Source organism: Streptomyces sp. RB17, assembly GCF_009604455.1.
In the GTDB taxonomy this organism is placed as follows: Bacteria; Actinomycetota; Actinomycetes; order Streptomycetales; family Streptomycetaceae; genus Streptomyces.
Map to the genome: position 1 here is coordinate 1,207,954 of NZ_WEGL01000001.1, position 22,394 is coordinate 1,230,347.

A 22,394-nucleotide genomic window follows, 5' to 3' on the forward strand; every position below is an offset into this window, starting at 1 on the left:
GGCGGTCCCGCCGCCCCCGTGCGGCACCTACGCCACGGACCCCGTGGCGTCCGCATGCTGGAACGGGCTATCCGCTTCCCGGGAACCGCCCCATCATGTAACCTGCACGAAATTTTGAGATCACGCAGAGGGCCAACGTCGTCCCTCGGCACTTGCCACATGCCTCATGACGACGACGGGAGAGCCGATGCGTACGCCGCGCCAGCCGTCCCAGCATTCCGCGAATGGCCAGAACTGGTCGTTCATGGATGCTCGCCCTGCTGCGCAGGGTATGTACGACCCCCGCAACGAACACGACGCCTGTGGCGTCGGTTTCGTCGCCACCCTCACCGGCGAGGCGTCCCACACCCTGGTCGAGCAGGCACTCACCGTCCTGCGCAACCTGGAGCACCGCGGCGCCACCGGCTCCGAGCCCGACTCGGGCGACGGCGCGGGTCTCCTCTCCCAGGTGCCCGACGCCTTCTTCCGCGAGGTGGCCGGATTCGAGCTGCCCGCCGCCGGTTCCTACGCCGTCGGTATCGCCTTCCTGCCCGAGGACGGGACCGCCGAGGCCGTCTCGAAGATCGAGACGATCGCCCGCGAGGAGAGCCTCACCGTCCTCGGCTGGCGCGAGGTCCCGGTCGCGCCCGAGCTGCTCGGCGCCACCGCCCGCTCCACCATGCCGGTGTTCCGGCAGATCTTCGTCGCCGACGGCGGCGCCAGCGAGGGCATCGCGCTGGACCGCAAGGCGTTCGTGCTGCGCAAGCGTGCCGAGCGCGAGGCCGGTGTCTACTTCCCGTCGCTCTCCGCGCGCACGATCGTGTACAAGGGCATGCTGACCACCGGCCAGCTGGAGCCCTTCTTCCCGGACCTGTCCGACCGCCGCTTCGCGTCCGCCATCGCGCTGGTGCACTCGCGCTTCTCCACGAACACCTTCCCGTCGTGGCCGCTCGCGCACCCCTACCGCTTCGTCGCGCACAACGGTGAGATCAACACCGTCAAGGGCAACCGCAACTGGATGCGCGCCCGCGAGTCGCAGTTGGTGTCCGACCTGTTCGGCCCCGAGGAGAAGCTGGACCGGATCTTCCCGGTCTGTACGCCGGACGCCTCCGACTCCGCCTCCTTCGACGAGGTGCTGGAGCTGCTGCACCTGGGCGGCCGTTCGCTGCCGCACTCGGTGCTGATGATGATCCCGGAGGCGTGGGAGAACCACGACTCCATGGACCCGGCCCGCCGCGCCTTCTACAACTTCCACTCCACGATGATGGAGCCCTGGGACGGCCCCGCCTGCGTCTGCTTCACCGACGGCACCCAGGTCGGCGCCGTGCTCGACCGCAACGGCCTGCGTCCCGGCCGCTACTGGGTCACCGACGACGGCCTGGTCGTCCTCGGCTCCGAGGTCGGCGTCCTCGACATCGACCCGGCCAAGGTCGTCCGCAAGGGCCGCCTGCAGCCCGGCAGGATGTTCCTCGTCGACACCGCCGAGCACCGCATCATCGAGGACGACGAGATCAAGGCGACCCTCGCCGGCGAGAAGCCGTACGCCGAGTGGCTGGAGGCCGGCGAGATCGAGCTGGGCGACCTGCCCGAGCGCGAGCACATCGTCCACACCCACGCCTCGGTCACCCGCCGCCAGCAGACCTTCGGCTACACCGAGGAGGAGCTGCGCGTCATCCTCGCCCCGATGGCCCGCACCGGCGCCGAGCCGATCGGCTCGATGGGCACGGACTCGCCGATCGCGGCCCTGTCCGAGCGCCCGCGGCTGCTCTTCGACTACTTCACCCAGCTGTTCGCGCAGGTCACCAACCCGCCGCTGGACGCGATCCGCGAGGAGCTGGTCACCTCGCTGCGCTCCTCGCTGGGCCCGGAGGGCAACCTGCTGGACCCGACGGCCGCCTCCTGCCGCTCGGTCACCCTGCCCTTCCCGGTGATCGACAACGACGAGCTGGCCAAGCTCATCCACATCAACGCCGACGGCGACCTGCCCGGCTTCAAGGCCGCGACCCTCTCGGGCCTGTACCGGGTCTCCGGCGGCGGTGACTCGCTCGCCGCGCGCATCGCGGAGATCTGCGCCGAGGCCGACGCGGCGATCGAGAACGGCGCCCGCCTGATCGTCCTGTCCGACCGGCACTCGGACGCCGAGCACGCGCCGATCCCGTCGCTGCTGCTCACCTCGGCCGTCCACCACCACCTCATCCGCACCAAGCAGCGCACCCACGTGGGCCTGCTGGTCGAGGCCGGCGACGTCCGCGAGGTCCACCACGTCGCCCTGCTCATCGGCTTCGGCGCCGCCGCCGTCAACCCGTACCTGGCGATGGAGTCGGTGGAGGACCTGCTGCGCGCCGGCACCTTCCTGAACGGCCTGGAGCCGGAGAAGGCCATCAAGAACCTGATCTACGCCCTGGGCAAGGGCGTGCTGAAGGTCATGTCGAAGATGGGCATCTCCACCGTCGCCTCCTACCGCGGCGCCCAGGTCTTCGAGGCCGTCGGCCTGGACGAGGCCTTCGTCGAGAAGTACTTCAACGGCACCGCCACCAAGATCGGCGGCGTCGGCATCGACGTCATCGCCGAGGAGGTCGCCGCCCGCCACGCCAAGGCCTACCCGGCCTCCGGCATCGCTCCCGCGCACCGCGCGCTGGAGATCGGCGGCGAGTACCAGTGGCGCCGCGAGGGCGAACCGCACCTGTTCGACCCGGACACGGTCTTCCGCCTGCAGCACTCCACCCGCTCGGGCCGCTACGACATCTTCAAGAAGTACACGTCCCGCGTGAACGAGCAGTCCGAGCGCCTGATGACGCTGCGCGGCCTGTTCGGCTTCACGTCCGACCGCGCCCCGATCTCCATCGACGAGGTGGAGCCGGTCAGCGAGATCGTCAAGCGGTTCTCGACGGGCGCCATGTCGTACGGCTCCATCTCCAAGGAGGCGCACGAGACCCTCGCCATCGCCATGAACCAGCTGGGCGGCAAGTCCAACACCGGTGAGGGCGGCGAGGACCCGGAGCGCCTGTACGACCCGGCCCGCCGGTCCGCCATCAAGCAGGTCGCCTCCGGCCGCTTCGGCGTGACCTCGGAGTACCTGGTCAACGCGGACGACATCCAGATCAAGATGGCCCAGGGCGCCAAGCCCGGGGAGGGCGGCCAGCTGCCCGGCCACAAGGTCTACCCGTGGGTGGCCAAGACCCGGCACAGCACCCCCGGTGTCGGTCTCATCTCCCCGCCGCCGCACCACGACATCTACTCCATCGAGGACCTGGCGCAGCTGATCCACGACCTCAAGAACGCGAACCCGCAGGCGCGGATCCACGTCAAGCTGGTCTCCGAGGTCGGCGTCGGCACGGTCGCCGCGGGTGTCTCCAAGGCGCACGCGGACGTGGTCCTGATCTCCGGTCACGACGGCGGTACGGGTGCCTCCCCGCTGACGTCGCTCAAGCACGCGGGCGGCCCCTGGGAGCTGGGCCTGGCCGAGACCCAGCAGACCCTGCTGCTCAACGGCCTGCGCGACCGCATCGTCGTCCAGACCGACGGTCAGCTGAAGACCGGCCGTGACGTGGTCATCGCCGCGCTGCTCGGCGCCGAGGAGTTCGGTTTCGCGACCGCGCCGCTCGTCGTCTCCGGCTGTGTGATGATGCGCGTCTGCCACCTGGACACCTGCCCGGTCGGCATCGCCACCCAGAACCCGGTCCTGCGTGAGCGCTTCGCCGGCAAGGCCGAGTACGTGGTGAACTTCTTCCAGTTCATCGCCGAGGAGGTCCGCGAGCTGCTGGCCGAGCTGGGCTTCCGCTCCATCGAGGAGGCCGTCGGCCACGCCGAGGTGCTGGACGTCGAGCGCGCGGTCGACCACTGGAAGGCACAGGGCCTGGACCTGGCCCCGCTGTTCCACGTGCCGGACCTGCCCGAGGGCGCCGTCCGCCACCGGCTGATCGAGCAGGACCACGGCCTGGAGAAGGCGCTGGACAACGAGCTGATCAAGCTCGCCGCCGACGCCCTGGCCGCGAACGACGCGACCGAGGCCCAGCCGGTGCGCGCCCAGGTCGCCATCCGCAACATCAACCGCACGGTCGGCACCATGCTCGGCCACGAGGTGACGAAGAAGTTCGGCGGTGCGGGCCTGCCCGACGACACCATCGACATCACCTTCACCGGTTCGGCCGGCCAGTCCTTCGGCGCGTTCCTGCCGCGCGGCGTCACGCTGCGCCTGGAGGGCGACGCCAACGACTACGTCGGCAAGGGCCTGTCCGGCGGCCGTATCGTCGTCCGCCCGGACCGCGCGGCCGACCACCTCGCCGAGTTCTCGACCATCGCGGGCAACACCATCGGCTACGGCGCCACCGGCGGCGAGCTGTTCCTGCGCGGCCGTACCGGTGAGCGGTTCTGCGTCCGCAACTCCGGCGCGCTGGTCGTCTCCGAGGGCGTGGGCGACCACGGCTGCGAGTACATGACCGGTGGTCACGCGGTCGTCCTCGGCCCGACCGGCCGCAACTTCGCGGCCGGCATGTCCGGCGGCATCGCGTACGTCATCGACCTCGACCGCGACAACGTCAACGCCGGCAACGTCGAGTCGGTCCAGGCGCTGGACGACAGCGACAAGCAGTGGCTGCACGACGTGGTGCGCCGCCACGCCGAGGAGACCGGCTCGACGGTCGCCGAGAAGCTGCTCGCCGACTGGGAAGCGGCCGTGGAGCGGTTCAGCAAGATCATCCCCAGCACGTACAAGGCAGTGCTCGCCGCCAAGGACGCCGCCGAGCGAGCCGGTCTGTCCGAGACCGAGATCACCGAGAAGATGATGGAGGCGGCGATCAATGGCTGACCCGAAGGGCTTCCTGAACCACGGCCGCGAGGTCGCCAAGACCCGTCCCGTCGGTGAGCGCGTCAAGGACTGGAACGAGGTCTACGTCCCCGGCTCCCTGCTGCCGATCATCAGCAAGCAGGCCAGCCGGTGCATGGACTGCGGCATCCCGTTCTGCCACAACGGCTGCCCGCTGGGGAACCTGATCCCCGAGTGGAACGACTACGCCTACCGCGAGGACTGGGCCGCCGCCCAGGAGCGCCTGCACGCGACCAACAACTTCCCGGAGTTCACCGGTCGCCTCTGCCCGGCCCCCTGCGAGTCGGCGTGCGTGCTCGGCATCAACCAGCCGCCGGTCACCATCAAGAACGTCGAGGTCTCGATCATCGACAAGGCGTGGGAGACCGGGGACGTCGCCCCGCAGATCCCCGAGCGCCTGTCCGGCAAGACGGTCGCGGTCATCGGCTCGGGGCCGTCGGGTCTCGCCGCCGCCCAGCAGCTGACCCGCGCCGGCCACACGGTCGCCGTCTACGAGCGCGCGGACCGCGTCGGAGGCCTCCTCCGGTACGGCATCCCCGAGTTCAAGATGGAGAAGCGGCACATCAACCGCCGCATCGAGCAGATGCGCGCGGAGGGCACCCGCTTCCGCACCGGCGTCGAGATCGGCCGCGACATCAACGCCCGCGACCTGAAGAAGCGGTACGACGCGATCGTCATCGCCGCCGGCGCGACCATGGCCCGTGACCTGCCCGTTCCCGGACGCGAGCTCAAGGGCATCCACCAGGCGATGGAGTACCTGCCCCTGGCCAACAAGGTGCAGGAGGGCGACTACGTCACCACGCCGATCTCGGCCGAGGGCAAGCACGTCGTCGTCATCGGCGGCGGTGACACCGGCGCGGACTGCGTGGGCACCGCCCACCGCCAGGGCGCGGCCTCCGTCACCCAGCTGGAGATCATGCCCCGCCCGAACGACGAGCGGCACCCGACCAACCAGCCCTGGCCGACCTTCCCGATCCTGTACAAGGTCACCTCGGCCCACGAGGAGGGCGGCGAGCGGATCTACTCCGCCTCCACCACCCACTTCGAGGGCGACGAGGACGGCAACGTGCAGTGGCTGCACCTCACCGAGGTGGAGTTCGTGGACGGCAAGCTGACCTCCAAGCCGGGCACCGAGCGCAAGATCCCGGCCCAGCTGGTGACGCTGGCCATGGGCTTCACCGGCACCGACCGGGAGAACGGCCTGGTCGAGCAGTTCGGCCTGGACCTCGACGAACGCGGTAACATCGCCCGCGACGCCGACTTCCAGACCAACGTGCCGGGTGTGTTCGTCGCCGGTGACGCCGGCCGCGGCCAGTCCCTCATCGTGTGGGCGATCGCGGAGGGCCGCTCGGCCGCCCGCGGTGTCGACCGGTTCCTGACCGGTGCCAGCGACCTGCCGGCCCCGATCCGCCCGACCGACCGCGCCCTGGCGGTCTGACGGCACCCCGATAGACGTCCCGTACAACGGCGTACGGAACACTGACGACGCCTGCCCTGTCCCCGACCGGACGCCTGGGCAGGCGTCGTTGCATGTCCGGTAAGGGGCGCTACTCGTACCAGACGCCCGCGAGGGGCCCGCGCTCGGTGACGGGCCGCCCCCCGGCGGCAGAACGGCCCGGCCCAGATCGCCGCGGACGTGCTGGTACAGCGTGGGCGTGGGCAGGCCGACCGTCTGGATCCAGCCACGGGCGTGCACCTGGCCGGCCGCGATCAGGGCATACCGGTCGTCGTTCAGCCAGACGTGGAGCACGACGGGCTTGTCCGGCACCGTGCGGAATCACCGCGCCGATCGGTCGGCCAGTTCCTCGACGGTGCCGGTGGCCCCAGACCCCGGCCGGCGGTACGTTCCCGCAGCGCGGCCGCGGAGGCGCGCTCGGCATCGGTGACTCGAACTCCGCGTCGTCCTCCGGTTCGATGACGAACCACGGCTGCTCAGGCATGGCCGGAAGCATACGGTCGGCCCCTTCGGCCGGGCACCCGGTCTTCCCGTGCCCGCTCAGGCCGTCAGCGAGGTCACCTTCATCCAGGTGAGCACCAGCAGCAGCGCCAGCAGGGCCACGCACACGCCCGCCTGGACCAGGGTGCGCCGGCCGTCCCGGGGCGCGTACGCGTAGGCCAGCGTCACCACGCCGCCCGCGAGCAGGCCGCCGAGGTGGGCCTGCCAGGAGGTCAGCCATGCGGAGATCACCAGCCACGCCAGCAGCCCGCCCATGTGCTGGTTGACCGCCCGCATGTCGTAGCCGAGGCGACGGCCCATCACGTAGTACGCCGCACCCAGGCCGAAGATCGCGCCGGACGCGCCGACCGTGCCCGTCTCGGGGGCGAGCAGCAGCACCAGCACCGAGCCGCCCAGCGCCGACAGCAGATACAGGGCGGCATAGCGGACCCGGCCCAGCTGGGCCTCGACCACCCGCCCGACGTTCCACAGCGCGAGCATGTTGAACAGGATGTGGGTGAGGCCGAACGTGCCCTCGCCGGGCGTCAGATGCAGGAAGGCGCCGGTCAGCAGCCGGTACCACTCGCCGTGCGCGACGCCTTCCGGGAGGTAGCCCGCCGGCACGGTGCCGAGCATGTCGAAGCGGTCCTCGATCGACGGACGCGCCAACTCGGCCAGATAGGCGAGCACGTTGAGACCGATGAGGACGTACGTCACCACCGGCACCGCGCCGATCCGGCCGCCGAACGCCGTGCGCGCCTGCCGGACCGACCGCGCACCCTCCTTCACGCACTCCACGCACTGGTGGCCGACGGCCGCCTCCCGCATGCAGTCCGGGCAGATGTAGCGGTCGCAACGGGTGCAGCGGACGTGGGACTCCACCTTGGGGTGACGAAAACAGGTGGTGACGGCGGACTCGGCGGTCACGGCCGGCTCCTTGGAGGAAGATCGGGACGGGGTGAGCCGGTGGGGACGGCGGCGAACAAAATAGCGAACTGTTGTGACGGGAGCGACAACAGGGCCCAGTGATCACATAAGCTTCCCGGAAAGCCGAGGGGGGACCATGGCCGCGATCAGTCTGCGCAAGGTGGAGGAGACCGCGCCCGCGCTCGTCGGCGCCTACCGGTCGGCCGGGGTGTCGCTCACCAAGCACGGCCTGGACGGCCTGCGCGCCGCCGTCTACCTGGTGGTCGACTACTCCGGCTCGATGAAGCCGTACTACCAGGACGGCAGCGTGCAGACGCTCGCCGACCGGGTGCTGGGCCTGGCCGCGCACCTGGACGACGACGGCCGGGTACCGGTCGTGTTCTTCTCCACGGACGTCGACACGGTCACCGACATCGCCCTCGACGGCCACGAGGGCCGGATCGAGCGGATCGTGGCCGGGCTCGGGCACATGGGCAGGACCAGCTACCACCTGGCGATGGACGCCGTCATCGACCACTACCTGGACAGCGGCGCCACCGACCCCGCCCTGGTCGTCTTCCAGACCGACGGCGGCCCGATCAACAAGCTCGCCGCCGAACGCCATCTGTGCAAGGCGGCCAAGCTGCCGCTGTTCTGGCAGTTCGTCGGCTTCGGTGACCCGGGCAGCCGGCAGTTCGACTTCCTGCGGAAGCTGGACGAACTGGCCGTACCGGACAAGCGGATCGTGGACAACGCCGGCTTCTTCCACGCCGGCCAGGACCCGCGGCACCTGTCCGACGCCGAACTGTACGACCGGCTCGTCGGCGAGTGCCCGCAGTGGCTGACGTCCGCACGCGCCGCGGGCGTCGTACGGACTCCCTAACAGGTGTTTGAAACAATGGGTGCGTGCCGACCAAGAAGAAGCCCCAGGTGACCGCGGCGGTGGCCCGGCGCGGTGAACTCCTCGGTATCGCCGCCGAGGTGTTCGCCGAGCACGGCTACGACGCCACCACCGTCCGCAGGATCGCCGACCACGCCGGGATGCTCGCGGGCAGCCTGTACTACCACTTCGACTCCAAGGAGTCGATGCTCGAGGAGATCCTGCGGACCTTCCTCGACGAGCTGTGGGACGGCTACGACACCGTCCTCGGCTCCGGACTCGGGCCGCGCGAGACGCTGGAGGCGCTCGTCACCGAGTCCTTCCGGGAGATCGACCGGCACCGCGCCGCCGTCGCGATCTACCAGAAGGAGAGCAGGCAACTCGTCGCCCAGGAGCGGTTCGCGTTCCTCGCCGAGTCGCAGGCGCGGTTCGAGAAGGCATGGCTCGGCACGCTGGAACGCGGGGTCGCCGAGCACGTCTTCCGCGCCGACCTCGACATCCGTCTCACCTACCGGTTCGTGCGTGACACCGTGTGGGTCGCCGCCTCCTGGTACCGGCCCGGCGGCGGGCACAGCCCCGAGGAGATCGCCCGCCAGTATCTGTCGATGGTGCTGGACGGGATCGCCGTACGCGCCTAGGCCCTGTCGTCAAACTCCCTCCTGCCCCGCGACGCCATGCGCGCACTGACGTCGCAGGGCCCGCCCTTCGGGCGGACGGCTGGAGTTTGACGACAGGGCCTAGCGCGCCGCAGGTTCAGCCGGTCAGGCGGGCCGCTGCGGCGCGCTGGCGCTCGCTCATGACGGACAGGAAGCGGATGACGGTCCGCAGTTCGTCCGTGCTGAACTCCTCGCAGGCCTCGACGATGTCCCGCGCCCAGTCCTCGAAGAACACCGCGAGTTCGGCGATCTTCTGCTGGTTCAGCTCGACCAGCACCCGGCGCTTGTCCGTCGGGTGCTTGACCCTGTGGGCGAAGCCCTTGGTCTCCAGCCGGTCGATCAGTCCGGTGACGGAGGCGGGGGCGAGTCCGGTCAACTCGGCGAGGTCCTTCGCGGTGAGCGCGCCGTGCCGCTGGAGGAGGTCCAGGGTCTTCTCCTCCGTCGCGTTCAGCCCCTGCTCGGCGGCGACGGCCGAGTGGAACATCACCGTGACCCCGCTGTGGACCCGGCCCACCTCCATCAGCTGCTGCAGCGTCTCGGACCGCGCCGCCTCGTCACGCTTCTCGTCTGCCTTGGCCATGTTCCCAGGTTAGCAAAAATTTCGTTCGGTCGAACTAACTACTTGCGCCGGGTCTCGTGCCGATGCGACTCTTTCGTTAGTCCGAACGAAATAAACGGAGCCGACGAGGAGACCTCCATGACCACGCTCACCGAACCCGCCGCGACCACGGCGGAACCCCATCCGCGTCGCTGGGCCGCGGCCGTCGTGATGATGATCGCGGCGCTGATGGACCTGCTGGACGGCACGATCGTGAACGTGGCCGTGCCCTCGGTCAGCCGGGATCTGCACGCCTCGGCGAGCGACCTGCAGTGGGTCGTCTCCGCCTATCTGCTGGGCTTCGCCGCCGCCCTGATCGTCTCCGGCCACCTCGGCGACCGCATCGGCCGCCGCCCGCTCTTCCTCGCCGGGACGGCCGGCTTCGGACTGGCGAGCCTCGCCTGCGGGATCGCCCAGTCGCCGGGACAGCTGATCGCCGCACGCGCGGTCCAGGGTGTCCTCGCCGCCGTGCTGGTGCCGCAGGTGATCGGCTCGTTCCGGACCCTCTTCCAGGGCAAGGAACGCGGGGCCGCCTTTGGGATGTACGGCGCCGTCGCCGGCTTCGCCTCCGCCGTCGGGCTGCTGCTCGGCGGGGTGCTCACGGACGCCGATCTGTTCGGCTGGGGCTGGCGTTCGGTGTTCCTGGTGAACGTGCCGGTGGCCGTGGCGACCTTCGTCGGCGGACTGCTGCTGGTCCCGGTCACGCGTGAGCGGTCGGCGGGCCGGCCGGACGTCCTGGGCAGCCTGCTGCTGGCCGCCGGCCTGGTCGCGATCGTGCTGCCGCTGGTGCAGGGCCGGGACAACGGCTGGCCGCTGTGGGGCTGGATCTGCCTCGGCGCGGGGCTGGTGGCGGTGGTGGGACTCGGCGTGTACGAGGCGCGACGCCACCGGCCCGGAACGGTGCCGCTGCTGCCGGCCCGCGCCTTCCGGCTGCCCGCGTTCTCCGTGGGCGTGCTCGTCCAACTGCTGTTCTCCGTCGGCATGCAGGGCTTCTTCCTGGTCTTCGCGGTCTGGCTGCAGGCCGGCGAGCGGTACACGCCGATGCAGGCCGGGCTGGTGACGGTCGCCTTCTCGGCCGGCGGTTTCCTCACCGCGCCCGCCGCGGACGGGCTCGCCGTACGGTACGGACGGCTGGTGCTCGGTGCCGGGGCGCTGCTGATGGCGGGCGGCTTCGGCTGGGTGTGGTCCGTGATCGACGGCGCGCCGGCCGTACGCACGGGGGCGTGGCCGCTGGTGCCGGGGCTGGTCGTCGCGGGTGCCGGGCTCGGGTTCCTGGTGGTGCCGCTGGTGAACGTCGTGTTGTCGGCGGTGCCGGGGGAGTTGGCCGGCGGGGCGTCCGGGATCTTCTCCACGGCCCAGCAGTTCGGGGGAGCGGTGGGTGCCGCCGTGGTCGGCACGGTGTTCTTCGGGCGGGTGTCCACGGGGATGACCGGGGCGTTGGGCGATGCGATGCCGTGGGTGGTGGGGGCGTTCGTTGTGTGCGGGGGGTTGTGTGCGGCGCTTCCCCGGCGGGCGGCCTCCGAACACCTCGGCTGACACACCGCCCCTGGGGGTCCGCCCCCAGGGGCGGTGTGTGGCCCTACGTGTCGCACTCCAGGACCGTCCGGCACAACCCGCACCGCGCCCGTACCCGCCCCTTCACCGGCACCCTGATCCGCTGATGACAGGTGGGGCAGGAGAAGGAGACGCGGAGCTGGCCGGCGGTGTCGGGGGAGAACGCGTAGGGGGCCGTCGGCTGGACGCCGGCGACGTGCCGGCGGTCGTGGGCGTACCGGCGCCGCCCCGCCCAGCCGGCCCCCGTCAGCGGCGGCTGCTGTTCGTCCCGCCGGGCCAGGGCCATCCCCTTGACGTACGCGTCGTAGGCCTGCGGGCTGGTGAACCACACCGAGGGGTCCTCGTGGAACAGCAGCGCCCGCTTGGCCAGGACGTAACCGAACTCCTCCGGGGTGAGGTACCCGAGCTTCTGCGAGGACACCGCGTCCTCCCGGAAGGCGTCCAGCAGCAGCCAGCCCGCGCCCAGATACGTCGTCACCGTGTCCGTCAGGATCTCGTTCTCCGCCGTCGTGGGGAAGGTGAGGTCCAGGCGGTGCAGATACACGTGCGCCACCTCGTGCGCGAGCGCCGCACCGATGTCCCGGCGATGCGTGCGGAAACGGTCGTTCAGCTCCACGAAGTACTCGGGACCCGCCGCCAGTTCGACGTTCGCCGCATGGGTCATCTCCCGGAAGCCGACGATCAGCCGCGCGTCCGGCAGCCTGAAGTGCCGCACGATCTCGCGGGCCACCCGCTGCGCGCCCAGATGCAGGTCGTCGGTGTCGCAGAAGGCCACGTCGGCCGGGGCCACGCTGGTGGAGAAGGTCTGGACGGTGTCGTAGGACAGGCGCTTGTACAGCGCGGTGATGGCGGCCCGCACCGTCTCCAGGTGCGGACAGCCGTGCTGGACCGGTCCGCCGTTCGCCACGTCCGCACCCCCAAAGACGCCGGAACCCCTCTCCACTGTAGGCGGGGCGCGCGGCCGGTCACACCGGCAGGAGGCGAGGCGCCGGGCAGTCCGGGCCGGTCTCCTGCAGCTCCAGCACCCACACCTCGTTCTCGCCCTCCCGCAGCACCGGTCCGGGGACGTACAGCGACCGCTGCGGGCCCACCGACCAGTAGCGGCCCAGGTTGAAGCCGTTGATCCAGACGAACCCGCGCGTCCGGCCGGGCAGCTCCAGCCGGGCGTCCCCGGCCCCGCGGACGACGACCGTGCCCCGGTACAGCCCCGGTGCGCCCTCCGGCGGCAGCGTGCCGAACCGCACCGCGTCCACGCCGTCGTCGAACGCGCGCAGATCCAGTCCACGCGCGCGTACCCCGTGCAGAAACTGCCGCTCGTGCAGGATGCCGCCCGTGATCCCCTTCGCCTCCCCGAAGCGCGGCCCGTAGTTCACCCGCCCGAGGGACTCTACCCACAGCTCCACGCGCGCGGGCCCCGCGACGGGCTCCTTCAGCTGCGGCTCCTCCTCGGTGAGCACCCCGGCCCGCTCGCCGTCGACGTACACCACCGCGAGGTCCCGCAGTCCGCGCAGGGTCAGCGGGTACGGCTGCCGGGGGCCGGGCACGTCCACCTGATAGCGCACCAGGCCCCGGGTGACGTGCAGTTCCTCGAAGGTGGGCGGCAGGGGGGCGACTCTCTCCTCGGCGCCCAGAGCCGCCAGGACCTCGGCCAGGGGCGCCCAGCCGGCGAGCTTCACCTCCGCCGGGCGGGCCAACGGCGTCGGCGTCGGCGGCGGTTCGGGCAGCGGCCCGCAGTGGTACTCGGCCAGCACCTCGCGGAAGCGCCAGAACTTCTCCGTCGGGCGCCCGTACTCGTCCACGGGGGCGTCGTAGTCGTAGGAGGTCACGTCTGGCTCCAGCGGGCCCTCGTGCAGCTCCCCGCCGCCCCGGTTCGCGCCCGCCCAGCCGCCGAAACTCGTGCCGCCGTGCGCCATGTAGAGGTTCACCGACGCCCCGCACTCCAGGATCTCCCGCAGCGCGCCCGCGGCCTCCTCCGGATCCCGTACGACATGCTCGCCGGCCCAGTGGTCGAACCAGCCGCACCAGAACTCCATGCACATCAACGGTCCCTCGGGGCGGTGGCGGCGCAGCGTCTCGAAGGCCACGCGCGCGTGGGAGCCGAAATTCACCGTGGCGAGCACCCCGGACAGCGAACCGCCGGTCAGCATGTGGTCCTCGGGGCCGTCCGAGGTGAACAGCGGGACCGTGACCCCCTCGGCGCGCAGCAGACCGGCCAGCGCCTCCAGATAGCCGGTGTCACTGCCGTAGCTGCCGTACTCGTTCTCCACCTGCACCAGGACCACCGGGCCGCCGCGGTCGATCTGCCGGGGCACGACCTCGTGCATCAGTTGGTGGAACCAGTGCTCCACACGGGACAGATACCGCTCGTCACGCGTGCGCACGCGCGTGCCCGGCTCACCCGTCACCCAGGACGGCAGCCCGCCGTTCTCCCACTCGGCGCAGATGTAGGGGCCAGGCCGGACGATCGCCCACAGGCCGGCCTCCCGCACCGCGTCCAGGAACCGGCCGAGCGCCTGCACGTCCCGGTAGCCGCCCGGCACCGGCTCGTGCAGGTTCCACGGGACGTACGTCTCCACACAGTTCAGGCCCATCGCCCGCAGCATGCCCAGCCGGTGCCGCCAGTGCCCCTCGTGCACCCGGAAGTAGTGCAGCGCCCCGGACATCAGCCGTACCGGCCGCCCGTCCAGCAGGAAGTCGGATTCCCCCACCGTGAACTCGCTCATGCGCCCCACCCTCACCCCTTCCGGCGGCCGGCGCCATGGACGAAGATCGGCACTGCTTGGACAAAACGCCGCGCGACGCCTGGACGGACGACCGCGGTCGCCGACGCGGGGAGGAGCACCGATGTACCAGACCTGGATGCGGTTCTTCAGCCCCGCCCCCGCCCACCACCGCCTCGGCCTGGTCTGCCTCGGCGTCGGCCTCCAGCACGGCGCGCTGCCCACCGTCGGCCCGCGCACCCTCGACCACCACGTCGCCGTCGTGATCAGCGCGGGCCGCGGCTGGTACCGGGGCGCCGACGGCCGCCGTACGACCGTCACCGCGCCCGCGCTGCTCTGGCTCACCCCCGGCGTGCCCCACCACTACGCGCCCGATCCGGACACCGGCTGGGACGAGGGCTTCGTCGACTTCGCAGGGCCCGCGACGACGACGTACACCGAGCTCGGCTACGTCGAGCCGGACCGGCCCGTCGTCCCGCTCTCCGACGCCTCCGGGCCGCGCGCGGTCATCGCCCGCATCGCCCGCGCCGCCCGCCGCGGCAACCCGCTGCTGGAGGTGGAGACCGGCGCCGCCGTGCACGAGCTCCTCGTCGCCCTGCGCAGGGCCCGCGCCGACCTCGCCCCGGACGGCGACCAGGTGCTCCAGGCGCTCGCGCGGGACGCCTGTACGCCGATGAGCGTCGCCGACCACGCGCGCGTGCACGGCATGACCCCCGCCGAGCTGCGCAGCGCCGTCCGCCGGGCTGCCGGGTGCAGCCCCAAGGACTACCTGCTCGGGATCCGGCTCGGCCGCGCCAAGGAACTCCTCGCCGCCACCGAGCTGCCGGTCGCCGCCGTCGCCCGCCGCGTCGGCTACGACGACCCCGCGTACTTCTCCCGGCTGTTCACCCGCCGCGTCGGCCTCGCCCCGGTCCGCTTCCGCGCCCAGCAGGGCCGCAGCGTGCCCGGCGGCTGGAGCGACCGGGTCCCGGACCCGGACGATCCACCGATGATCCACTCTCCGGACAGCCCCGAGGCCCGGCCCGGAGAACCCATAGGCTGACGTGCATGACCACCAGCGACATCGGAACCGGTGACGTGGACCCCGAGGTCCGCCAGGAACTGGAGCGGCTGCGCGACAGCATCGACAACATCGACGCGGCCGTCGTCCACCTGCTCGCCGAGCGGTTCAAGGCCACCCAGCAGGTCGGCCGGCTCAAGGCGGTGCACCAGCTGCCGCCCGCCGACCCGGCCCGCGAGGCCCGCCAGATCGCCCGGCTGCGCCGCCTCGCCGAGAACGCCAAGCTCGACCCGGGCTTCGCCGAGAAGTTCCTGAACTTCATCATCGCGGAGGTGATCCGGCACCACGAGCGCATCGCCGAGGACACCGCGAACGGACAGCAGGCGGACGTCTGATCCCGGCCGCGGCCGCCGAGAGGGCCGGAGTCCGGCGGGGCGCTCGGGAACCGGCCCCGGCCGGTCGCACCCCCGCCGCATCCCCGCCGCACCGGCGCCGGACGGCGACCGGGACGCGGGCGGCAGCGGCGTGGGCGGGGCCAGGCCGGACCGGACTGGAGCGGTCGAGAGCGAGCGAGAACCCTTCAGGCTCGGGCGCGAACGGTCGGATGCGGGCCATGTGATCAAGGAGCGGGCGGGAAGGGTCCGGAGCGGTCGGGAACCGTCCGGGGTCGGTCGGTGGCGTGCAAGAGGTGGCGAGGGAGCGTACGGAAACGGTCCGGGGAGCCGGCCCGGGAGCGGCGCGGCGAGCCGGACATAAGCCGTGAAGCAGGCCACCCTCTGTGCGCTGTCAGTGCGATCAGGCAGCATGGCCTGCATGTCCGCACTCACGCGCGATGAAGCGCAGCTCCGAGCACAGCTCCTCGACGTCCACCGCTACACGCTCGAACTGGACCTCACGACCGGGGACGAGACCTTCGACTCCCGCACCGTGATCCGGTTCACCGCGCGGACCGCCGGGGACACGTTCGTGGAGCTGAAGCCCGCGGAGTTGCGCGCCGTCACGCTCGACGGGGAACCCCTCGACCCCGAGTCCCTCGACGACGGCAGGCTGCCGCTGAAGAACCTCTCCGCCGGGGAGCACGAGCTGCGCGTCGACGCCGCCATGCGCTACTCCCGCACCGGCGAGGGCATGCACCGCTTCACCGACCCGAGCGACGGCGAGACGTACATCTACACGCAGATGTTCATGGACGACGTCCAGCGCGTCTTCGCCGCCTTCGACCAGCCCGACCTGAAGGCCGTCTTCGAGGTCTCCGTCACGGCACCCGAGGGCTGGACCGTGCTCGCCAACGGCATCACCGAGCGCCGCGGCGACGGCGTCTGGCAGGCCGCGCCCACCCCGCTGATCTCCACCTACCTCGTCGCCGTCGCCGCCGGCCCCTGGCACTCGGTGCGCACCGAGCACCGCGGACTGCCCTTCGGCATCCACTGCCGCCGCTCCCTCGCCCCCCACCTGGAAGCCGACGCCGACGAGATCCTCGACGTCACACGCGCGTGCTTCGACCGCTACCACGAGAAGTTCGAGGAGCCCTACCCCTTCGACTCCTACGACCAGGCGTTCGTCCCCGAGTTCAACGCCGGCGCCATGGAGAACCCCGGCCTGGTCACCTTCCGCGACGACTTCGTCTACCGCTCCGCCGTCACCGACACCGAGCGGCAGACCCGCGCCATGGTCATCGCGCACGAGATGGCCCACATGTGGTTCGGCGACCTCGTCACCCTCAAGTGGTGGGACGACATCTGGCTGAACGAGTCCTTCGCCGAGTACATGGGCTACCAGACCACCGCCGAGGCCACCCGCTTCACCGACCCGTGGACCGAGTTCGGCGTCACCCGCAAGGCCTGGGGCTACGACGCCGACCAGCGCCCCACCACCCACCCCGTCGCCCCCGAGAAGGTCGACGACACCGCCTCCGCCCTGCTCAACTTCGACGGCATCTCCTACGCCAAGGGCGCCTCCGCACTGCGCCAACTGGCCGCCTGGCTCGGCGAGAAGGACTTCCTCGCCGGCATCAACACCCACTTCAACCGGCACAAGTTCGGCAACGCCACCCTCGCCGACTTCATCGACTCCCTCGCCTCGGCCACCGAACGCGACGTGCACGCCTGGGCCGACAGCTGGCTGCGCACCACCGGAGTGGACAAACTCACCCCCCTCGTCTCCACCGCCGACGGCACCTGCACGCTGACCGTCGACCGCGCGGGCAGCCGCCCGCACCGCCTCACCGCCGGCCTGTACGACCACGACGTCGCCGACCAGGGCCGGCTCGTACTGCGCGAGCGCCTCGACCTCGACATCCCGCACAGCGCCCCGCAGCCCATCGGCAAACGCCCCGCGCTGCTCGTACCCAACGACGGCGACCTCACCTACGCCAAGGTCCGCTTCGACCCCGAGTCCTTCGAGACGATCCGCGCCGGCCTGTCCGGCCTGCCCGACCCAGTCACCCGCGCCGTCGTCTGGAACGCCCTCAGGGACGCCGTACGCGACGGCGAACTGGCGCCCGCCGCCTACCTGGAGACCGCCCGCGCCCACCTCCCGCGCGAGACCGACCTCGCCCTCGTCCAGGGCGTCCTCGCCTTCGCCTCCGGCCAGATCGCCGACCAGTACCTGAAGCCCGAGGACCGCCCGGCCGCCCTCGCGACCCTCACCACCCTCTGCCGCGACCTGCTGCGCCGCACCGAGGACGGCGACCACCCCGGCCTCCGGCTGATCGCCGTACGGCACCTGATCTCCGTGGCCGCCCACCCCGACACCATCGCCGCCTGGCTCGCCGACGGCATCGTGCCCGGCGGCCCGGAACTCGACCCCGAACTGCGCTGGCGCATCCTCGGCCGGCTCGCCGTGCTCGGCGCCACCGACGAGACCGCCATCGCCGCCGAGCTGGAACGCGACCCGAGCGCCACCGGCCAGGAGGGCGCCGCCCGCTGCCGTGCCGCCCTGCCCGACCCGCAGGCCAAGCAGGCGGCCTGGGAGGCCATGTTCGCCGGCGACGACCTGTCCAACTACCTCTTCACCGCCACCGCCCAGGGCTTCTGGCAGCCCGAACAGGCCGATCTCGTACGGCAGTACGTGCCCCGCTTCTACCCGGACGCCGTCGCCGTCGCCGCCCGGCGCGGGCCCGCCATAGCCGCCGCCGCCGCCCGCTGGGCCTTCCCGGCCCATGCCGTCGACACCGAGAACCTGCGCCTCGGCGAGGCCTGTCTGCAGGGCGCCGACCCCACCCCGGCCCTGCGCCGCACCCTCGCCGACCGCCTCGACGACCTGGCCCGCGCCCTGCGGGCGCGCGGTGAGCACGAGGCGCCGGTGGAACAGGGGGCGGATGCGGAGTAGGTCCGCCCGCCCGGGTCGCGGCTGGTCCCTGCGGACGATGCGCCGGCCCGGACCGCCTTCCTAGGATCGAGCTGTCAGAAACGATCAGCCGAGCCCTGGGAGGCACCTTCCGTGATCGTCGTGACCGGCGCGACCGGCAACGTCGGCCGTGCCCTCGTCGACCGTCTCCTCGCCGCAGGCCGGCCCGTGCGCGCGCTCACCCGCGACCCGCAGCGGGCCACCCTGCCCGCCGGCGCCGAAGTCGTCCGCTTCCGGCCGGACGACCCCGCCGCACTGTTCGGCGGGGCGACGGCCCTCTTCCTGTACGCACAGGCCGGCACGGCCGACCTCCTGGCGGCCGCCCGCGCCCACGGAGTGCGGCACGTCGTCCTGCTCTCCAGCGGCATCATCCAGGAAGGCGCCGACGAGACCCACCCCATCCACATCATGCACGCCACCGCGGAACAGCAGATCCGGGACAGCGGGCTCCAGTGGACCTTCCTCCGCCCCAACGCCTTCGCCACCAACGCCCTGCAGTGGGCGCCGCAGATCCGCGCCGGCGACACCGTCCGCGGCGTCTTCGCGAACGGGCTCTCCGCACCGATCCACGAGGACGACATCGCGGCCGTCGCCGAACGAGCCCTGCTCGACGGCGGACACGAGGGCGCCACACACCGGCTGACCGGCCCCGAAGCGATCACCAACGCCGGGCAGGTCGCGGCGATCGGTACGGCCCTCGGCAGGGAACTGACGTTCCTGGAGACCGACCCACGCGAAGCGGGCCCGGAGCTGTTCCCGCACGTCCCACCGCACATGCTGCAACGGCTGCTGCAGACCTTCGAGGAGACGGTCGGCGTACCACCGGAGATCACCGACACCGTGCACAAGCTCACCGGCACCCCCGCGCGGACCTTCACCCAATGGGCGCGGGATCACACGGAGGACTTCACCGGAAAGGCCTGAGCACCCCGCCGCCACCGTACCCCCTTTCGGGTTTCGATCGTTGGGCTTCCAGGACACACGGGGCTCCACCCGTACAAGCTGGAAGCCCAAGGACCCGTACACGCCGGAAGCACTGGGCGGATCCATGAGCGGAGGGACAGCCGATGAACGGTGAACAGCCTCTGCGCACCGCGCCCCTCGCCTCGGGCCCCCACGGCCCCGCCGCCCTGCGCCCCCTGCTCGACACCGTCCTCGACGCGCTCGCGGCCGGGACCCGGGCGCGCGGCGGCCCGCTGCCCGGCGGAGGACCGCAGGCCGTCGCCGCGCGGATCACCGACGTGCTCGGCGACGTGCTCCCGGACCACGGCGACCCCGACGCCCTGCACACCCTCGTACACGCCCTCGCGGAGGGCGCCGCCGACCCCGCCGACCCCCTGTGCGCCGCCCATCTGCACTGCCCACCGCTCGCCGTGGCCACCGCCGCCGACCTCGCCGTCAGCGCCCTCAACCCCTCCCTGGACTCCTGGGACCAGGCCCCCGCCGCCTCCGCCCTGGAAACCGCCGTCACCCGCGCCCTCGCCCACACCGCCGGCCTCGCCGACGCCCTCGTCACCACCGGCGGCACCGAGTCCAACCAACTCGCCCTGCTGCTCGCCCGCGAGACACACGGCGGCAGCGTCCGGCTCATCTGCGGGGCCAACGCCCACCACTCGCTGCCGCGCGCCGCCTGGCTGCTCGGCCTGCCCGACCCCGTCATCGTCCCGGCAGCAGGCGGCACCCTCGACCTCGCCGCCCTCGACGAAGCCCTCACCACGCTCTCCGGCCCGCTCCTGGTCGCCGCCACCGCCGGCACCACCGACGCCGGCCTCATCGACCCGCTGCCCGAGATCGCCGCCCTGTGCGCCACGCACCGCGCCCGCCTGCACATCGACGCCGCCTACGGCGGAGGACTGCTCCTCAGCGACCGGCACCGGCAGAAACTCACCGGACTGGAAGCCGCCCACACCGTCACCCTCGACCTGCACAAACTCGGCTGGCAGCCGGTCGCCGCCGGCCTCCTCGCCGTCGCCCACCCCGCCGAACTCGCCGTACTCCACCAGCACGCCGACTATCTGAACGCCGACGACGACACCGAAGCCGGCCTCCCCGACCTCCTCGACCGCTCCCTGCGCACCACCCGCCGCCCCGACGTCCTCAAGATCGCCGTCACCCTGAAGACCCTCGGCCGCACCGGACTCGGCACCCTGATCGACCACGTCTGCGACCACGCCCGCGCATTCGCCGCACTCGTCGAGGAACACCCCGGCTTCGAGCTGTACGACCGGCCCATGATCAGCACCGTCCTGTTCCGCCCCACAGGCGCCACCGACACCGCCGTGGCCGCCGTACGCCGCAGACTGCTGCACGACGGGCGAGCCGTCCTCGGGCGCGCCCGGCTCGACGGCCACCTCTGGCTCAAGGCCACCCTCCTCAACCCCCACACCCGGCCGGACGACCTGGCCCAGCTCCTGAAACTCGTCGAAGAAGGCACCCTCGCATGACCAACCCCCCACGCCACGAGCCCACCTCCCCCCGCGACCTCGTCGGCATCGGCATCGGCCCCTGCAACCTCTCCCTGGCCGCCCTCGCCCACCCACTCGCCGAACTCGACGCCGTCTTCTACGAACAGCACCCCGGCTTCGACTGGCACCCCGGCCTGCTCATCGACGGCGCCACCATCCAAGTGCCCTACCTGGCCGACCTGGTGACCCTCGCCGACCCGACCAGCCCCTGGAGCTTCCTCAACTACCTCAGGAACCGCGAACGGCTCTTCCCCTTCTACTTCGCCGAGCGCTTCCACATCCAGCGCGCCGAGTACGACGCCTACTGCCGCTGGGTCGCCCAGAGCCTGCCCGGACTGCACTTCCGCCACCAGGTCGACGCGGTCCGCTGGAACCCCGAACGAGACGTCTTCGAGGTCGACTTCACCCAACTCGACACCGACGGTGAAGCCGAGGCCCTGGGCCGAACCTACACGCGCAACGTCGTCCTGGGCGTCGGCACCGAACCCTACGTACCCGATCCGCTCCAGCCCCTCGTCGACGCCCCCGGCGTGCCGGTCATCCACGCCGCCGACTACCTGGAACACCGCTCCGACATCCTCTCCGCCGGACACGTCACCGTCGTCGGCTCCGGACAGTCCGGCGCCGAGGTCTTCCTCGACCTGCTCCGGCACCGCCCCACCGGGAGCGAGAAACTGCACTGGGTCGGCCGCAGCGAGGCCTTTGCCCCGATGGAGTACTCCAAACTCGGCCTGGAGCACTTCACCCCCGACTACACCCGCTACTTCCACGCCCTCGCCGAACCCGTCCGGGACCGGCTGATCGCCGCCCAGTGGCAGCTCCACAAGGGCATCGACGCCGGCACCCTCGCCGCCATCCACGACGAGCTGTACCGGCGCACCCTGCACGGCGGCTGGCCCGACGCCGTCCTCACCCCCGGCGTCCGCGTCCGCACGGCGGGCCGGATCGCCACCACCAAGATCGAGCTGCACCTGGAACACCTCCAGCAGGACAGCCGCTCCCGGCTCACCACCGACGCCGTGGTCCTCGCCACCGGCTACCGCGAACGCCCACTCGGCCGCATCCTCGCCGGGCTCGACCCCTACATCCGGCGCGACAGCGGCGAACGCCCACGCATCGACGAGGATTTCCGGCTCGTCCTCGACCCGTCCGTGACCGGCTCGGTGTACGTCCAGAACGCCGAACTGCACACCCACGGCGTCGGCGCCCCCGACCTCGGCCTCGCCGCCTGGCGCAGCGCCACCATCCTCAACTCCCTCACCGGCAAGGAGACGTACCCGCAGCCCTCGCGAACCGCCTTCACCTCATTCGGCCTCGAAACACCCCGACCCCGCATGCCACAGACCCGCCAGGCGCAACATCTCACGCCCCTCGTCGAGGGAAGATGACAGGCACCGGCTCGACAGGTCCCGGATCGTCACCTCGCCGGCCGGGACTTTTGACGGCCGGATCCGCCCAGGCCTCACACGGATGGAAATCGCTCATCGGAGCGAGCGGTCGCACAATTCAACACTTGTCAATGACCCT

15 protein-coding genes are annotated in these 22,394 nt (G+C 71.6%); 11 read left to right on the plus strand and 4 right to left on the minus strand.

Going from position 1 to position 22,394, the window contains the following annotated elements:
- The first annotated feature begins 187 nt into the window (after window positions 1–187).
- Together gltB and SRB17_RS05575 are read left to right on the plus strand one after the other, a co-directional pair.
- Entirely contained in the window at window positions 188–4,786 is a 4,599-nt protein-coding gene (gltB, locus tag SRB17_RS05570; protein ID WP_194293905.1) for a glutamate synthase large subunit, read from the plus strand.
- A complete protein-coding gene (locus SRB17_RS05575) occupies window positions 4,779–6,242 on the plus strand; it encodes a glutamate synthase subunit beta (protein WP_153535015.1) in 1,464 nt (487 codons plus the stop codon). Before gltB ends, SRB17_RS05575 begins: the two co-directional genes overlap by 8 nt.
- Window positions 6,243–6,800: 558 nt before the next feature.
- Here SRB17_RS05575 and SRB17_RS05580 read toward each other — a convergent pair.
- Complete coding sequence (locus SRB17_RS05580; protein ID WP_323375033.1) at window positions 6,801–7,667, minus strand: rhomboid family intramembrane serine protease; 867 nt, start codon at window positions 7,665–7,667, stop codon at window positions 6,801–6,803.
- 136 nt (window positions 7,668–7,803) lie between these two features.
- Between SRB17_RS05580 and SRB17_RS05585 the strand changes: the two genes are divergently transcribed.
- Both SRB17_RS05585 and SRB17_RS05590 read left to right on the plus strand, forming a co-directional pair.
- A complete protein-coding gene (locus SRB17_RS05585; RefSeq protein ID WP_153535017.1) occupies window positions 7,804–8,529 on the plus strand; it encodes a VWA domain-containing protein in 726 nt (241 codons plus the stop codon).
- Window positions 8,530–8,552: 23 nt separating this feature from the next.
- Window positions 8,553–9,164, plus strand: coding sequence for a TetR/AcrR family transcriptional regulator (locus SRB17_RS05590; protein WP_323375034.1), 612 nt, complete (start codon window positions 8,553–8,555; stop codon window positions 9,162–9,164).
- A gap of 115 nt (window positions 9,165–9,279) precedes the next feature.
- On the opposite strand, the gene SRB17_RS05595 is transcribed toward SRB17_RS05590, so the two are convergent.
- Window positions 9,280–9,762 carry a MarR family winged helix-turn-helix transcriptional regulator gene (locus SRB17_RS05595; RefSeq protein WP_153535019.1) on the minus strand — a complete coding sequence of 161 codons (483 nt, stop codon included), beginning with the start codon at window positions 9,760–9,762 and terminating at the stop codon, window positions 9,280–9,282.
- Between the two features lie 117 nt (window positions 9,763–9,879).
- Here SRB17_RS05595 and SRB17_RS05600 point away from each other — a divergent pair, with 117 nt between their 5' ends.
- Entirely contained in the window at window positions 9,880–11,316 is a 1,437-nt protein-coding gene (locus SRB17_RS05600) for an MFS transporter (protein ID WP_153535021.1), read from the plus strand.
- A 43-nt stretch (window positions 11,317–11,359) separates the two neighbouring features.
- Here the strand turns inward: SRB17_RS05600 and SRB17_RS05605 are convergent, their stop codons facing one another.
- Together SRB17_RS05605 and SRB17_RS05610 are read right to left on the minus strand one after the other, a co-directional pair.
- Complete coding sequence (locus SRB17_RS05605) at window positions 11,360–12,241, minus strand: hypothetical protein (RefSeq protein ID WP_323375035.1); 882 nt, start codon at window positions 12,239–12,241, stop codon at window positions 11,360–11,362.
- Between the two features lie 58 nt (window positions 12,242–12,299).
- Window positions 12,300–14,057 carry a glycoside hydrolase family 35 protein gene (locus SRB17_RS05610; RefSeq protein WP_153535023.1) on the minus strand — a complete coding sequence of 586 codons (1,758 nt, stop codon included), beginning with the start codon at window positions 14,055–14,057 and terminating at the stop codon, window positions 12,300–12,302.
- Window positions 14,058–14,178: 121 nt separating this feature from the next.
- Between SRB17_RS05610 and SRB17_RS05615 the strand changes: the two genes are divergently transcribed.
- The 6 genes from SRB17_RS05615 (at window position 14,179) to SRB17_RS05640 (ending at window position 22,255) form a co-directional block, all read left to right on the plus strand.
- The gene (locus SRB17_RS05615; RefSeq protein WP_153535025.1) at window positions 14,179–15,096 is read left to right on the plus strand and encodes a helix-turn-helix domain-containing protein; all 918 of its coding nucleotides are present in this window, start codon (window positions 14,179–14,181) and stop codon (window positions 15,094–15,096) included.
- Between the two features lie 5 nt (window positions 15,097–15,101).
- On the plus strand, window positions 15,102–15,449 hold the full coding sequence (locus SRB17_RS05620; protein WP_153535027.1) for a chorismate mutase: 348 nt from the start codon (window positions 15,102–15,104) through the stop codon (window positions 15,447–15,449).
- Between the two features lie 418 nt (window positions 15,450–15,867).
- Entirely contained in the window at window positions 15,868–18,384 is a 2,517-nt protein-coding gene (pepN, locus tag SRB17_RS05625; protein WP_194293906.1) for an aminopeptidase N, read from the plus strand.
- 111 nt (window positions 18,385–18,495) lie between these two features.
- Window positions 18,496–19,326: an SDR family oxidoreductase gene (locus SRB17_RS05630; protein ID WP_323375036.1), complete on the plus strand. Its 831-nt coding sequence runs from the start codon at window positions 18,496–18,498 to the stop codon at window positions 19,324–19,326.
- Window positions 19,327–19,469: 143 nt separating this feature from the next.
- A complete protein-coding gene (locus tag SRB17_RS05635; RefSeq protein WP_153535033.1) occupies window positions 19,470–20,846 on the plus strand; it encodes a pyridoxal phosphate-dependent decarboxylase family protein in 1,377 nt (458 codons plus the stop codon).
- Entirely contained in the window at window positions 20,843–22,255 is a 1,413-nt protein-coding gene (locus tag SRB17_RS05640; protein WP_153535035.1) for a lysine N(6)-hydroxylase/L-ornithine N(5)-oxygenase family protein, read from the plus strand. Before SRB17_RS05635 ends, SRB17_RS05640 begins: the two co-directional genes overlap by 4 nt.
- The last annotated feature ends 139 nt before the right edge of the window (window positions 22,256–22,394 follow it).

Bases quoted from the DNA above. Each gene is read 5' to 3' on its own strand.
- gltB (WP_194293905.1), top strand. From the start codon at position 188: ATGCGTACGCCGCGCCAGCCGTCCCAGCATTCCGCGAATGGCCAGAAC.
- SRB17_RS05575 (WP_153535015.1), top strand. From the start codon at position 4,779: ATGGCTGACCCGAAGGGCTTCCTGAACCACGGCCGCGAGGTCGCCAAG.
- SRB17_RS05585 (WP_153535017.1), top strand. From the start codon at position 7,804: ATGGCCGCGATCAGTCTGCGCAAGGTGGAGGAGACCGCGCCCGCGCTC.
- SRB17_RS05595 (WP_153535019.1), bottom strand. From the start codon at position 9,762: ATGGCCAAGGCAGACGAGAAGCGTGACGAGGCGGCGCGGTCCGAGACG.
- SRB17_RS05600 (WP_153535021.1), top strand. From the start codon at position 9,880: ATGACCACGCTCACCGAACCCGCCGCGACCACGGCGGAACCCCATCCG.
- SRB17_RS05610 (WP_153535023.1), bottom strand. From the start codon at position 14,057: ATGAGCGAGTTCACGGTGGGGGAATCCGACTTCCTGCTGGACGGGCGG.
- SRB17_RS05615 (WP_153535025.1), top strand. From the start codon at position 14,179: ATGTACCAGACCTGGATGCGGTTCTTCAGCCCCGCCCCCGCCCACCAC.
- SRB17_RS05620 (WP_153535027.1), top strand. From the start codon at position 15,102: ATGACCACCAGCGACATCGGAACCGGTGACGTGGACCCCGAGGTCCGC.
- pepN (WP_194293906.1), top strand. From the start codon at position 15,868: ATGTCCGCACTCACGCGCGATGAAGCGCAGCTCCGAGCACAGCTCCTC.
- SRB17_RS05635 (WP_153535033.1), top strand. From the start codon at position 19,470: ATGAACGGTGAACAGCCTCTGCGCACCGCGCCCCTCGCCTCGGGCCCC.
- SRB17_RS05640 (WP_153535035.1), top strand. From the start codon at position 20,843: ATGACCAACCCCCCACGCCACGAGCCCACCTCCCCCCGCGACCTCGTC.